The sequence below is a fragment of the Janthinobacterium sp. FW305-128 genome (assembly GCF_020858135.1).
GTDB lineage: Bacteria > Pseudomonadota > Gammaproteobacteria > Burkholderiales > Burkholderiaceae_D > Janthinobacterium.
In genome coordinates, this window is sequence record NZ_JACYMK010000003.1 from 75,379 (window position 1) to 88,628 (window position 13,250).

General features: G+C 61.3%; 11 protein-coding genes. 9 read left to right on the forward strand and 2 right to left on the reverse strand.

Translation table 11 applies throughout. The features are described 5' to 3' along the window. Positions 1-66 precede the first annotated feature (66 nt). The 8 genes from IGS60_RS07875 to IGS60_RS07910 all read left to right on the forward strand — a co-directional run bounded on the left by IGS60_RS07875 (position 67) and on the right by IGS60_RS07910 (position 9,295). A complete protein-coding gene (locus tag IGS60_RS07875) occupies positions 67-930 on the forward strand; it encodes a hypothetical protein (RefSeq protein ID WP_230503584.1) in 864 nt (287 codons plus the stop codon). Between the two features lie 81 nt (positions 931-1,011). Further along, on the forward strand, positions 1,012-2,646 hold the full coding sequence (locus IGS60_RS07880) for a type VI secretion system Vgr family protein (protein ID WP_230503586.1): 1,635 nt from the start codon (positions 1,012-1,014) through the stop codon (positions 2,644-2,646). Continuing rightward, positions 2,547-3,806: a type VI secretion system Vgr family protein gene (locus tag IGS60_RS07885; protein WP_230503588.1), complete on the forward strand. Its 1,260-nt coding sequence runs from the start codon at positions 2,547-2,549 to the stop codon at positions 3,804-3,806. The genes IGS60_RS07880 and IGS60_RS07885 overlap by 100 nt, the downstream gene beginning before the upstream one ends. Positions 3,807-3,824: 18 nt before the next feature. Continuing rightward, positions 3,825-6,272 (forward strand): DUF3274 domain-containing protein, encoded by a 2,448-nt coding sequence (locus tag IGS60_RS07890; protein WP_230503590.1) that lies wholly within the window; start codon positions 3,825-3,827, stop codon positions 6,270-6,272. Beyond that, positions 6,175-7,794, forward strand: coding sequence for a DUF2875 family protein (locus IGS60_RS07895; RefSeq protein ID WP_230503592.1), 1,620 nt, complete (start codon positions 6,175-6,177; stop codon positions 7,792-7,794). The genes IGS60_RS07890 and IGS60_RS07895 overlap by 98 nt, the downstream gene beginning before the upstream one ends. A gap of 13 nt (positions 7,795-7,807) precedes the next feature. Next, positions 7,808-8,074, forward strand: a complete 267-nt coding sequence (locus IGS60_RS07900; protein ID WP_070310542.1) for a PAAR domain-containing protein — start codon at positions 7,808-7,810, stop codon at positions 8,072-8,074. 85 nt (positions 8,075-8,159) lie between these two features. Further along, positions 8,160-8,822: a hypothetical protein gene (locus IGS60_RS07905; protein WP_230503594.1), complete on the forward strand. Its 663-nt coding sequence runs from the start codon at positions 8,160-8,162 to the stop codon at positions 8,820-8,822. Positions 8,823-8,860: 38 nt separating this feature from the next. After that, positions 8,861-9,295: a DUF695 domain-containing protein gene (locus IGS60_RS07910; protein ID WP_070310540.1), complete on the forward strand. Its 435-nt coding sequence runs from the start codon at positions 8,861-8,863 to the stop codon at positions 9,293-9,295. Here the strand turns inward: IGS60_RS07910 and bla are convergent, their stop codons facing one another. Together bla and IGS60_RS07920 are read right to left on the reverse strand one after the other, a co-directional pair. Then, positions 9,296-10,189 carry a class A beta-lactamase gene (bla, locus tag IGS60_RS07915; RefSeq protein ID WP_230503595.1) on the reverse strand — a complete coding sequence of 298 codons (894 nt, stop codon included), beginning with the start codon at positions 10,187-10,189 and terminating at the stop codon, positions 9,296-9,298. It abuts the gene before it with no gap. Then, entirely contained in the window at positions 10,182-12,857 is a 2,676-nt protein-coding gene (locus IGS60_RS07920) for a PAS domain-containing protein (RefSeq protein WP_230503597.1), read from the reverse strand. The genes bla and IGS60_RS07920 overlap by 8 nt, the downstream gene beginning before the upstream one ends. Here IGS60_RS07920 and IGS60_RS07925 point away from each other — a divergent pair. Next, positions 12,856-13,065, forward strand: a complete 210-nt coding sequence (locus IGS60_RS07925) for a hypothetical protein (RefSeq protein WP_230503599.1) — start codon at positions 12,856-12,858, stop codon at positions 13,063-13,065. The genes IGS60_RS07920 and IGS60_RS07925 overlap by 2 nt on opposite strands. The last annotated feature ends 185 nt before the right edge of the window (positions 13,066-13,250 follow it).

The following is a 13,250-nucleotide window of genomic DNA, read 5'->3' on the forward strand; positions in this document are numbered from 1 at the left end:
GGAACTAGCAGCTTGTACAATGGGGCGCAGCAATTGCGCCCCATTTTTATGCCCGTGAAAGATCCCATGCCTGCTTGCCGTTTGCTGTCCTGTCTTGCCGTTGTATTGCTGTCCGCTTGCGCCGGCGCCGGCCCGTCCGCATCATCGGCGGCCGACCTGCAAGCGTTCGAGCGTGCAGCCCAGCAAGACAGCATGCGCAGCGAGTGCGACTGGAACGTGCGTTATGCGCCCGTCGCGCCACAGGACGCCAGCGTGGCGCAATTGCAGGCCATCGCCACGGCGCGCCTGGCGGCGCTGCAACTGGCACCCGTCTGGACCTTGTCCATGCCCGGCAGCGAGGCGCACGCCTTTACGGACTCGGCGCAAGACCGTGCCGGGCTGCAATTGCTGCTCAGCATCGTCCTGCCAGCCATGGAGCGCTACCCGGCCGGCGTCTTCGCGCGCACGGGCTTGCGCCACGTCGTGCTGGTGAAGGATTTGAGCGTGGACGGCCAGCGCCGCCTGGCCATGCCGGCGCCGGACATCGACAGCGTCGTCTACGCCGACAACCTGCTGGCCGCCCTGTGTCCGTCCGGCATGGAGCTGCGCGTGCACCACGAGTATTACCACTTCATCGAATACCGGCTGTTCAACGATTTCTATTACCGCGACCCCGCCTGGCTGGCCCTGAACCCGCCCGGCACAGCCTACGGCCAGGGCGGCGCCACGGCCTACGGCAAGGGTTTCCAGAACCTGGGCCACCCGCAGCCCGGGCTGGTGAGCCTGTACGCCGCCTACGGCCCCGAGGAAGACAAGGCGGAGGTGTTCGGCTGGATGATGGCGCCCGCGTATGCGTTGCGGCTGCAGCAGTGGACGGCGTTTGATCCCACCCTGCTGGCGAAGCGGCAAAGATTGATGGAAGTATTGGGAACCTTGGAGAATTCTTACTAAATATCAAGTATTTCCTTGCCGTCCCATGGCATTGTCGTTTCTCCAGCTTGATTAAATGCAAGTAAGAATGAGGAGAACGCCATGGACGGTGATGATTCGATATCGGGTGGCGAACGTCCCTTGCGCCTGCGCCTGGGCGTATCCCCAAAGGTGCCCGCCGGTGCGCTGATACCGCAGCGCGTCGCCGGAAGCGAGGCCATCTGTGGCGGGATCGAATACCGTGTGCTGTGCGTCTCGACGCATGCGGATTTGCCGCTGAGCAGTTTCATCGCCTTACCCGCCGCTATCGATATCGTCACCGACCAGGGGAAGTTGCGCAGCATCTGCGGCCTCGTCACGCAAGCGAGTGCCGGTGACAGCGATGGCGCGCTGGCCAGCTATCAGCTGGTGCTGACGGACGCCTTCGCCGTCATGGAAAAGCGCTGCAATACGCGTGTTTTCCGGCGCCTCACGGATATCGAGATCATCAAGATCCTGCTCGACGAATGGATACGCAGCAATTCCGTGCTGGGGCATGCCTTCCAGTATGTGTTTGCCGATTTCTTCGAGGCACAGACGTATCCACAGCGCGAATTTGTCATGCAGCACAATGAGTCCGATGCGGCCTTCGTCCGGCGCCTGCTCAAGCGCAGCGGCGTCGCCTGGTTTTTTCGAGCGGAAGGCAATGCGGATGCGCATGCCGAGCCGGCACATACCCTGGTGCTGTTCAACCATGCCGATGGCTTGCGGAAAAACATGGCCGATACCGTGCGCTATCACGCGGACCGCGCGACGGAACAGCGCGACACCCTGACGTCGTGGAACGAAGTCCGCAAGTTGCAGGTGGGCAAGGTGACGCGCCATAGCTGGAATGAGGAACATCCACGCGCGCGGCCGTTCATGACTGCCGACGCCATGGGGCAGGGCCGGCAAGGCATGCATGGCAATGCCATTGCCGCCAGCCTCGATGATTACCGCGTGCTGCCGCCACGTGCGGGGAGCGATCATGATGCCTTGTGCCAGTTGGGCATGCTGGCCATGCAGCAGCATGACTACGAAAGCCATTGTTTTCATGCCGAGGGCAGCGTGCGCGACCTGTGTCCGGGCGAATACTTTAGCCTGGCCGAACATCCCGATATCGACGCACTTCCGCCGGCCGAGCGCGATTTTGTCGTGACGGCGCTACAGGTGGCGGCGCAGAATAATTTACCCCGGGAACTGGCCGCCAGGGTGGCGCGTTTGTTCGCGCGCAATCGCTGGCAGGCCGATGATGCATCGCTGCCGCAGCGCGAACTGGCGACGGCGGTGGACGATGGCCCCTTGCGCATGCATATCGAATTGAGCGCTGTGCGGCGCGGCGTGGCCATCGTTCCGGCCTACGACACGCGCATCGACCTGCCGCCAGTTACCATGCAAAGCGCCGTGGTGGTGGGGCCGGCGAATGAAGAGGTTCATTGCGACGCCATGGGCCGGGTCAAGGTGCGCTTTCCCGCCACGCGCAAGGTGGACCATGAGCATGCAGGCGGCACGGGCGCTTCCGACACGGATGCCGATTCGGCCTGGGTAAGAGTCGCGTCGAGCTGGGCGGGAAGCGGGCCTGGCAGCATGCAGCAGGCGGCTATCTGGGCTTGCCCCGCGTGGGCAGCGAAGTCCTGCTGGCTTTCCTCGGCGGCGACCCGGACCGGCCCATCATCGTGGGACAGCTGTACAACCACAGTGCGTTGCCGATCGCATTGAGCAAGGCGGGCGACTTGCCCGGCAACCGTTATTTGTCCGGCATCAAGAGCCGCGAGATCAAGGGCACACGTGGCAACCAGCTGCGTTTCGATGATGTGCATGGGCAAATCAATGCCCAGCTTGCCAGCGACCATGGCTCCACCCAGCTCAACCTGGGCTGGCTGACGCAGGACCGGCGCAATGGCCAGGGAGAGGCGCGCGGCGAGGGCGCCGAGCTGCGTACCGATGAGCAACTGGCAATGCGGGCGGGCAAGGGCATGCTGATTTCGGCCTGGAAGCGCCTGAACGGCGACGGCGGGCACATGGCACGCAGCGAATATCTGGGGCTGATGGAAAATTGCCTGGAATTGTTTCGCTCGCTGGGCAGCTATGCTGCCACGCATCAGGCGCTGGAGAATACGGATGAAGCGCAGCAGGAGCTGCAGCACAGCTTGAAAAGCTGGGAAGGCGGCAGCAATACGCAGCCCCGTGCCGAGCTGGGCGGTGCGGCGGCGATTGCCGTCACGGCGCCGGCCGGCATCAGCTTTGCCAGTTCGAAGGCCATCATCAGCTATGCCGCCGGCAGCATCGATACGGTGGCGCAGCAGCATCTGCAAGCGGTGGCGGGCCAGCGCTACAGTGTGAACGCGGGCAAGGGCATTTCGCTGTTTGCCCATGCGGATGGCATCCGCGCCATCGCCCACCATGGCAAGTTCCTGCTGCAAAGCCAGCATGACGACATGGACCTCAACGCGGCGAAAAATTTGAAGCTCACCGCCAGCGAGGGCAAGCTGACGGGCATGGCCGATGAAATTGTGTTGATTTCCAAGCATGGCGCTTTCATCCGCATCGGCGACGGCATCACCTTTGGCAGCAAGTCGCCACTGAACTTCAATGCACCCAATTTCGTCTTCAATGACCCGCAGAGCATGGCAGTGCAATTGCCAAGCTTTGCCGAAGGCAAGGCCGATCAGCAATTCATCTTTCAATATGAGGGCGACGACAGTCCCGTCGATGGCGTGCCGCCAGCCCCCCAGCTGGCGCCGCAAGTCCAGTTTGCCGTGAAGCTGGAAGATGGCTCGTCGGCCGATGGCCGCAGCGACGGGGACGGCAAGACGGAGGTGCTGGAGCGCGCGGCCATGCACCTGGCCGCCATCGAAGTGTTCAACAACAAGGATTGATGACGCCAGGAGAGTGCAATGGGCAGCTATCCGAAAGTGCCGTACGTGGTGGGCGAAGACGTGACGCTCCTGCATTGCGAACGCAGCGTCTGCAAGAAGGTGAAAATACGCCGCAACTTGCCGGGTAATATCATCGTTATTCACGGTGTCAACGATGTGGGCGTCAGCTACAAGGCGGTGGAGCACGGCTTGTGCGAGGGATTGACGCAAAGGCTGGGCCGCGGCTTTACGCCAGCTTCTTACCGCATGCCTGTGGCGGCGGACAAGGACAGGCTGGAAGACGATCCCGACGCCGTGTTCTTCAAGCGCACTATCGCCAAGGATACCAACAGCCCCGTGATCCCGTTTTACTGGGGCTACCGTGAAGTGGGAGTGAAATGCAAAACGATCAACGGCCAGTTTGTTGACCGCTACGGCAACCGCCTCGACAAGGACCTGTCCAAGGAAGGCGGTCCCTTCGGCAACGCCACCAGCAGCTTGCCCGACATGTGGCGTCCGGGTATCTATGCGCCTGCGGATCCCATGGGCGATGCCTTGCGTCCATTGAGGACGGCGCCTGGCCGCATGTACATGGTATTGGCGGCCCAGCGTCTGGCCGCACTGATTTCCATGATCCGCGATTATGATGCTGACGATACTGTCAGCATCGTCGCGCACAGCCAGGGTTGCCTGCTGTCGCTGCTGGCCCAAGCCATGCTGATGGAAAAGGGGCTGGCGCCGGCCGATAATTTGATACTCACGCATCCGCCGTACAGCCTGGTGGACAGCCTGCCTCTGCTGATGCGAGGCGCCGCCTGGTTCGACGGCGGCGAGGATGCGGCGATGAAGCCTTATTACCATTTGCTCAGTGGTGCGCAGACCATGGGAGCGCGCCTGAAGACTTTGGCGAATATCGTGGCCTGTGTGGCAAAGGGCACTGGCCAGGCCTGCCAGCCGCCGTTTGCCGACTTGAAGAAGGACGAACATCGTGGCATGGTCGGCAGCCGCTGGCAGAGTGCCGACGACCGCGACAATCGCCGCAAAGTTTATCTGTATTTTTGTCCCGAAGACATGACGGTGGCACTGGATAATATCCAGGGCATGGGGTGGGATGGCGTACCGGATTATGCATCGGGAAGTGAACTCATGGAGGAAGAGGAAACTTCCAGCATTGATGGAAACAGCGTTTTTACTGGACATTCCCGCATCGTGGAACGCGAGCAGGTACGCAATGCACTGGCGGAACTGGGCGGCAGATTTTATCAGCGGATATTCAGCAACAAGACCAGGCTGGATCCGGCCACTGGAAAGACCACGGTGTCGTTGGTAGGCAAGCCGCCGCCTTTTGACTTTCCACTGCGTCTTACAACAGAAAGCGAACAGGCACACGTTGATGTTTCATTACGAAAATATCGTGCGCAACACAAGGCGGTGGCTTGGCCTATCAATACCAGGTTGAGCAAGACGGAACAGCGTAATGGCATACGCACCATCACTGGCGAAGCATTGAAACAGCCGGTGCCGGCCGATTTGCGCGGCACCTCGCAAATCGATTCGCCCAATATTCCCAAAACTTCGATGATGCGAAACCGTAAACCTGAAGATCAGGGACCTGTGGAAGAAGTCGATCCCTGCGATGCATCAGTAGCACTTACCAGCGGAAGCGGCCTGTACACAAGCGTCGAGGATCGCCCGGATCCGGCCGGCTATCGCCGCTTTCCAGAGCGCGATGAAGCTATACGCGGGGCCGAATTAGCCTTGATGACGACTGCCTATAACAAGGAAAAGAAACTCGATGGCAAAGGGCCGCTCGATCAACGCAACGTCATTGCAGCCACCCGCTACACGGACGGAAATGTCTTGGCAACCATCCAGGAAAGCCCGAATGAGGCCCGCTTGCGCTGGCAGCGGGAGGTCAGCGCCAAGTCTTTTCATAGTTCTATTATCGGTAGCGCGAAGAATCATAGTCAAGTGACCGCGTATGACGTGGCGATTGGCAGCGGCAAGGCTAGTTCGGATCCGCAGTTTTATGCGTATTTATTTGCGGTGGCGGATTGGCGGGTGAAGAACCTAAAGAGCAATGAAAAAGGGCGCAATGGAATACGGATAAAAGAAAAGTTCATATTGGAGTTTGCGCCATATTTGTCCGTCGAGCCTGCCTGGAGAAGTGCCGTGATCAATGGCACCATTAACTATTACAACACTGGAGTTTTGCCCGCAGGATTACCCTTGCTATCAGGGCCATTGTGGAAAATTGTAGTGTCACAAACAAAAAATACAAAAATAGTGACTGAAAAAAAGCGAAATAAATGGATTGTCGTAGCCCCGTCGGTAATAATTTTCTTCCGACTATTGTTCCTTCGAAACTGCAGGCCGAAAGGTGATAATCATGATGACGCTTCGTTGGTTGGGAATATCAATAGTTGTTGTAATTTTATTTTTTGGTTTGTTATGGCTCAGTGCCTTATCGAAGAGCCAGGCGCGTGAAATTGCGTCACAGTTGCAGGCGCAACAGCCAAAGAAACCTATGGAGCCAGAGCAAGAGTACGTGCTGGAAGTGATCGGATTGGGAGTGACGCTGGATAAATATCGTCAGGGCAAATTGTGGGAGGCCTTGCAAAAAGGAAGTGCTTACACCAGCATACGCGAACAAGATCCCAAGAAATACCCGTGGACGGGCGATGACAAGGACGGGGAAGGTGGCAGCAGGGCCTATGACGCGCTGGAAAATGGTGTAAATTTTACCCCATTATACTGGGGGCTGCCATCGTTCTATGCAGGTACTCCCATCCTTGACCCGGCGGCACAACCGAGCTTAACTGAGCCGATGGCGGGACTCGTGGCTGGCGCTGGCACATCTGGAATGGCTTGGCACTTGTTTTCGATTGCTTCCTGGAAGCTGGATGAGCATCCTGACCAATTGCTGATTGATGTGTTTGATTTTTTCGATAGGCATCCTGATGTACCCTACATCGTTTTACATTCCGAGGACAGTGTTGGCACGCGGGATGGCAACCGGAAGCCAGGCACTGCAAGGAAATTGGTAAACGGATATTTCATTCCTGATATGCCTGATGCCACGGCAGTATTTATCCTGGCACGGCGCGAACGTGTTGATTTTTTGCGGCCAGCGATATGGGACGATCCCGGAAATAAGTTCGTACAAGAGCAATTCAGAGCGATGTATTATCAATTGATGGAATCTCTGGCGAAACCAGATAAGGAACTAGGAGCGGAATTTGCTCCCATACCTCGCCAACCCACCGTCGCCGAATGGCTCGCCGCTGCCGCTGCTTTCGCCCAGCGGCCCGACATCCGTGGCGTCGGCTTGCACACCTTCGACAAGCTCAATCCCTGGGAAAATCGTCCGCCGCGCGACTGGAAGCCGACGCCGTGGTTCCCCATTCCGTGGAACCGGGAACAGATGGAAACCTTCGACCGATTGCCTTCGTTTGGATTCGTGCACAGGCCCGTGTTCGTCAAGTTCGCGGATGAGGAAGGCAAGCCCGTCACGCGGCGCGATGCGCGCCAGAATATTTTTAACGCGGGCTGGCGGCAAGCGCTGCAGACCTTGCCGGAAGCCGAGCGCGGCAAGGGGCCTGCGCGCATCGTGGCCGGCACGGGAAACCAGCCGGAGCAGTTACTGATGTTGGAAAGCATGCTGCATGACTATGCGGCACAGGGTGGCCCCGAAATCGACAGCAGCAAGAGCATGCAGTTCATCAATACCGATCTTCGCCTGGGCAACACGGGCGCGGCCACGTGGTTCATGCAGATAGCCATCGGCGTGATGGGCAGTTATCGCGATGGGGGCGCCAGTGCGGCAATTAATTTACGCGACAGCAATGAGGCCAGCATCATTTTTATTACGCCACCATCGGATGCCAAACGCCAGCAGCAGGATGCCAATGGCGATATCTTCCGCAGCCGCATCACGCCGGCCGTCGATCCGGCCAACTACGTGGCGCCATCGGTGGAAGCCATCCTGGAAAGCTCGGCGGGCAAGTAGAACGGGAGGTAGCATGCGCAAAGTCATCCGTTTGGGCGACGCAACGTCGCATGGCGGCAAGGTGCTCAGTTGTGCCGCCACGCACTTCACGGTCAATGGTATCGCTGTCGCCTGCGTCGGGGACTTGTGCAGTTGCCCCATCAAGGGGCACCAAGGCTGCAAGATTGCCAGCGGCTCGTCCCGGCATAGCATCAACGGCATCGCCATCGCCTTCGAAGGCGATACCACCACTTGCGGCGCCAAGCTGCTGGCTGGCGGCGTCAACTTCCACACGTCCTGACGCCGCGTCCTCCCGGTATTTCCTGCTAACTATATAATCGGCGCTTGGGCGATACCCGCCTCTGAACGTCGATTGAAGGAATGCCATGCCAGGATATTTGGTGCGCCCCTTGGCGCTGTGTGTAATGTCGGCCGCGTGTCTCTCTGCCAGTGCCGCCGAGGCGGTGGCGGTGGATGCGCAGCAGCGCGCGTCCTTGCTGGAGTTTTATGCGCAGCAATATCCGGGCGAGCCGGCCACGCGCACCGTGTTCGAGAGCGTGCCCGTGGTCGGCGGCCGCGGCCGCGAAGTGGTGGGCAGCGTGGAAACGCCGCCGTATCGCGGCCATGGCGCGCTGTGCCGGACGCAGCGCACCAAGTTCGTGCTGCATGGCGAAGGCAAGCAGGCGCGCTGGCAGGAGGCGGGCATGGAGTATTACGCCTGGCTCGACCGTGGCACCTGCCGCGCGGTGGCCGAACCCGTGCGCATGCTGCAACGGATTCCCGATGTGGAACTGGAAGGCGTGTTGCTGTACCAAAAGCCGTTGCTGGAGCGGGCGCGATTATTGATGGCGGGTAACACGGCCTGCGCGCCGCTACGGGCGCTGAAATTTACGCTGGCAGCCGTCGACGTGGGCGCCGCCGCCCCGCGCGCCGAAGAGCGCTACGCGCTGGTGTTCAAGAGCGACCGCGACAGCTACACCCGCGTCTGGCTGCGCAAGAGCGGCGCCCAGTATGACGCCTGGAATGTGACTTGCCCGCCAGTGCTGTAAGCTGCGCTCCCTCGATTTATTTTTTGACTATTGCAACCATGAACGAAAATTCCACTTCCGCCCGCAGCTGGGGCACCATCGTCACGCATAGCGACGAGATGGCCATCATCTACCGCTATGTCGACACCTTCCATGACGACTGGGACCTGTCGTCGCAGCCGGACCGCATCATCATCGCCTGGCGTTATGAAGATGAAACGGGCATGCCCGCGCCGAACGAGCGCGAGCACATGGAGGAGCTGGAAGCGGCGCTGGCGCCCGTGGTGGAAGAAGACGGCTTCGCCACCCTGGCGCTCGTGTCGACGGGTGAAAACTTGCGTGAATGGATTTATTACACGCAGTCGGGTGAAGAATTCTTCAATCGCCTGAACACGGCGCTGGCCTCGCGCCCGAAATTTCCGATTGAAATCCGCAGCGCGGCCGATCCCGCCTGGTCGACTTATGCCGGCTTTATGGCCGCCCTGCCCAAGTAATTACACCAATGCGGCCGTCACGATGCGCGTGGCGGCCGTGATGATGTCCTGGTTGGTGTCCGCGTTTTTCTGTTCGCGCGTGTAGTACACGGCGATGAGCAGCGGCGCGCCGCTGGGCGGGTAGGCCACGCCGATGTCGTTGACGCTGCCGTAGGCGCCCGAGCCCGTTTTATCGGCCACTTGCCAGCCGGCCGGCACGCCGGCGCGGATGCGTTTGTCGCCCGTGGTGTTGCCGCGCATCCATGTGGCCAGTTGCTGGCGCTGCTGCGCTGGCAAGCTATTTTCCAATAACACTTGTTGCAAGCTGTGCGCCATCGACGCAGGGCTGGCCGTGTCGCGCACTTCGCCGGGGATGGCGCTATTGAGTTCCGTTTCCCAGCGTTCCAGCTGGAATACCGTGTTGCCGATGCTGCGTGCAAACGCCGTCACGGCTTGCGGCCCGCCCAATATTTTCATCAGGAAATTGGCCGCGCTATTGTCGCTGTACTGCAAGGTGGCGGCGCACAGCTCGGCCACGCGCATGCCATCGGCCAGATGCTTTTCCGTGATGGGCGAATAGGTGACCAGTTCTTTTTTCTCGTAACGCACGAGCTGTTCCAGCAAGCCTGGCTGGCTGACGCTGCGGGCCAGCACGGCGGCCGCCAGCATGGCCTTGAAGGTGCTGGCCAGGGGGAAGCGTTCGTCGGCGCGGTAGGCAACGCGCAGTTCGCTGCCCTGGCGCCAGGCGGCAACGCCGAGGCGTCCGCCGGCGGCCTGTTCCAGCGCGGCCAGTTGCGTGTGGGCGGCGGCGATGCTGGTGGCGGGTGCGGCAAACAGCAGCGGTGCCGGGCACAGCAGGGTAGTGCCGGCGGCCAGCAGGAGGGTGCGGCGGACGTGGTTCGGGGAGTCAGTCATGGTCTGTAGCTATTTTTGGAGTGGAAAGGGTGGCCAGCAGTTCGCCGATGGCGAGCAGGTTGGCCGGCTTGGTCAAATGGTGGTCGAAACCGGCCGCGCTCGATTGACTGCGGTCGTTTTCGGCGCCCCAGCCCGTCAAGGCAACGAGCACGACCTTGGCGCCGGCCGGTATCCGGCGCAGCGCGCGCGCCACTTCGTAGCCGTTCATGCCGGGCAGCCCGATATCGAGGAAGATGACGTCAGGCAAGAATTGCGGCGCCACGGCCAAGGCCTGCGCGCCATCGTGGGCTACGTGCGTGGCATGGCCCATCATGTCGAGCACGGCGGCAAGGGTTTCGGCCGCATCGACATTGTCGTCGACCACCAGCACGCGGAAATGGCGGGCGCTGGCGGCGGGGGCGGGCGCGTCCAGTGCGGCGGGGGCGTTGGCTTCCTCCTTCAGCAGCGGCAGGCGCACGGTAAATGTGCTGCCCAGGCCGGCGCCGGGACTGGCCGCCGTGGCGCTGCCTCCATGCAACTCTGCCAGGCGCCGCACCAGCGACAGGCCGATGCCCAGGCCGCCCTGGGCGCGGCCCATGTTTTGGCCCACCTGGGTAAACATGTCGAAGACGGTGGCGATCGATTCGGCGGGAATGCCCATGCCGCTGTCTTCCACCTCGATCAAGACCTCGTTGCCGTCGCGTACCGCGCGCAAGGCGATGTGGCCGCCGGCGGGCGTGTACTTGGCGGCATTGTTGAGTAAGTTGCCCAGCACTTGCGCCAGCCGCGTGGGGTCGGCCTCGAGCGGCAACGCCTGCTCGTCGAGCTTCACCTGCAACAGGTGATGGTTCGCTTCGATCAGCGGCATGCTCGTTTCCACGGCGCTGGCGATGATGGTTTTCAAGTCCGTGCGTTCGAGCTTGAGTTCGATCTGGCCCCGCGTGATGCGCGCCACGTCCAGCAAGTCGTTGACCAGGTGCACCATCTGATTGACTTGCCGCTCCATCACGTCGCGCACTCTCGCCACGGTGGCGGGCTTGTCGGCGGCCAGGCGCATGATTTGCAAGCCGTTGCGGATCGGTGCCAGCGGGTTGCGCAGTTCGTGCGCCAGGGTGGCGAGGAATTCCGTCTTGCGCCGGTCCATCTCGGACAGGTTATCGGCCAGCTGGCGCAGCTGCTGTTCCGAGCGCTTGCGCTCGCTGATGTCGCTGAACAGCACCGTCAGCAGGCGGCTGCCGGGGCCGCCGAGGCGCGCCGCAAAAACTTCGAACCAGCGTTCCATGGCCGCGGCTTCGTTTTCGTAGCGCACGGGCTCGCCCGTCTTGACGACCTGGTCGTACAGGTCGAACCAGTGCTGGTCATGGTCGGGCACGAAGCTGCGGATGGTCTTGCCGATGGCATTGTCGAGGCCCGACTGCTTGACGAAGGCGGCGTTGCCTTCCAGGTAGCGGAAGTCCACGGGGCGGCCCTGCTCGTCGTACAGCATTTCAATGACGCAAAAGGCCTGGTCCATCAGCTCGATCAGAGTGCGATAGCGTTCCTCGCTGCGCCGTAGCGCATCTTCCACCTGTTTCTGGCGCGTGATGTCGAGCAGCACGCCGGGCAATTGCAAGGGGGTGCCATCGGGCGCATATTCCGCGCGGCCCCGCGCGATGACCGAGCGGTACTGGCCATCGCCGGCAGCGACGCGGTAGCTGGCCTCGAACGGCGCGTGCGCGTGCAGCGCCTGGGCAATTTGAGCGCTGACTTGCTCGCGGTCATCGGGATGGATGATGTCCAGGTAGCGCGCCAACGGCGCCGCCGTGGTCGCATCGGCATTGACGGGGAACAGGCGCGCCATATTGCTGTCGGCCGTCACGCGGTCGGCAACGATGTCCCAGTTCCAGGTGGCCACTTCGCCGGCCGCCAGGGTCAGGCGCAGGGTTTCCTCGTTCTGCTTGCTGGCCGTCAGGTCGAGCGAGATGCCGGACAGGGCGATCACATTGCCGGCGCCGTCGCTGGCGCAGGTGCCGCGCATGTGCGCCCAGTGCAGCGCGCCATCGGGCCAGCGCACGCGGATATCGATCTCGAAATCGCTGGCGCTGGCAATGGCTGCGTGCACCACCGCTTGCCATTGCTGCAGATCGCCGTCGAGCATGGCACCGGTCAGCTGCGCATAATCGATGTGGCTGTCAGGTGGCAGGCCCAGATTGGCCTTGAACGCATCGGAGCCGGCCATACTGCCGCTGCCCAGGTCGATCTCCCACGTGCCCATGCGGCCGCCCTGCATGGCCAGGCGCAGCCGCTGTTCCGTCTGCCGCTGCTGCGTCACGTCGCAATGCGAGCCCAGCCATTCAACGATGCTGCCGTCGGGCGCCAGCACGGGCAGCATGCGCACGAGCATGTTGCGGTAGCTGCCGCTGACGTGGCGCAGCCGGTATTCCGCCTCGAACACGGTCGTCAGATGCGACGGCATGACGTAAGGCAAGTTGCGGTCGTCCGGATGCAGGGCATTGAGCCAGCCGCGGCCCCGCAGTTCGGCTTCCGTCTGGCCCGTGAAGGCGCGCCAGGACGGCTGGTCGGTATCGAACTGGCCGAAGGTTTTCGTGCTCCAGACGATGTCGCAATGGGCGCCCAGCAGCCTATGCGCGGCCTGCGCGGCGGCGGGGGAGGAAATGATGTCGTGGCTGTGCTGGCTCGGTTCTGGCATGGATAAGGTCGGCAATGGTGCGGCGCGCCGCCGCTGCACTGGGATGGGGCAGCACGGCAAGCTCAAGTATGGCGATATTACAGTCAAATACCGGCCGGAGCCTGTCTTGCAGGCAGCATTTCGCCGCCGCGGCGCAATGGCGGCGCCAGGGCCGGAAAATGGGCAAAACAGCAAGCTCCTGAGCGTATTGTGGCTGAATAACCACTAGTCAGGCTTTTATGTTGGTGAATAAATATTTTACATAACAATATTCTTGCAGCGCATAAGCCGCTTGAATTAAATTGGCGCCTTACTTAAAAGTTGGTGTTCATCAGACATCCGAGAGATGCGGCCGGAACCGCTGTCAACTTCAGTGACAGCCAGGACAGAGCCAGTGACGCCGAGAGCGGGGGA

Bases quoted from the DNA above. Each gene is read 5' to 3' on its own strand.
- IGS60_RS07875 (WP_230503584.1), top strand. From the start codon at position 67: ATGCCTGCTTGCCGTTTGCTGTCCTGTCTTGCCGTTGTATTGCTGTCC.
- IGS60_RS07880 (WP_230503586.1), top strand. From the start codon at position 1,012: ATGGACGGTGATGATTCGATATCGGGTGGCGAACGTCCCTTGCGCCTG.
- IGS60_RS07890 (WP_230503590.1), top strand. From the start codon at position 3,825: ATGGGCAGCTATCCGAAAGTGCCGTACGTGGTGGGCGAAGACGTGACG.
- IGS60_RS07895 (WP_230503592.1), top strand. From the start codon at position 6,175: ATGATGACGCTTCGTTGGTTGGGAATATCAATAGTTGTTGTAATTTTA.
- IGS60_RS07900 (WP_070310542.1), top strand. From the start codon at position 7,808: ATGCGCAAAGTCATCCGTTTGGGCGACGCAACGTCGCATGGCGGCAAG.
- IGS60_RS07905 (WP_230503594.1), top strand. From the start codon at position 8,160: ATGCCAGGATATTTGGTGCGCCCCTTGGCGCTGTGTGTAATGTCGGCC.
- IGS60_RS07910 (WP_070310540.1), top strand. From the start codon at position 8,861: ATGAACGAAAATTCCACTTCCGCCCGCAGCTGGGGCACCATCGTCACG.
- bla (WP_230503595.1), bottom strand. From the start codon at position 10,189: ATGACTGACTCCCCGAACCACGTCCGCCGCACCCTCCTGCTGGCCGCC.
- IGS60_RS07925 (WP_230503599.1), top strand. From the start codon at position 12,856: ATGGATAAGGTCGGCAATGGTGCGGCGCGCCGCCGCTGCACTGGGATG.
- IGS60_RS07920 (WP_230503597.1), bottom strand. From the start codon at position 12,857: ATGCCAGAACCGAGCCAGCACAGCCACGACATCATTTCCTCCCCCGCC.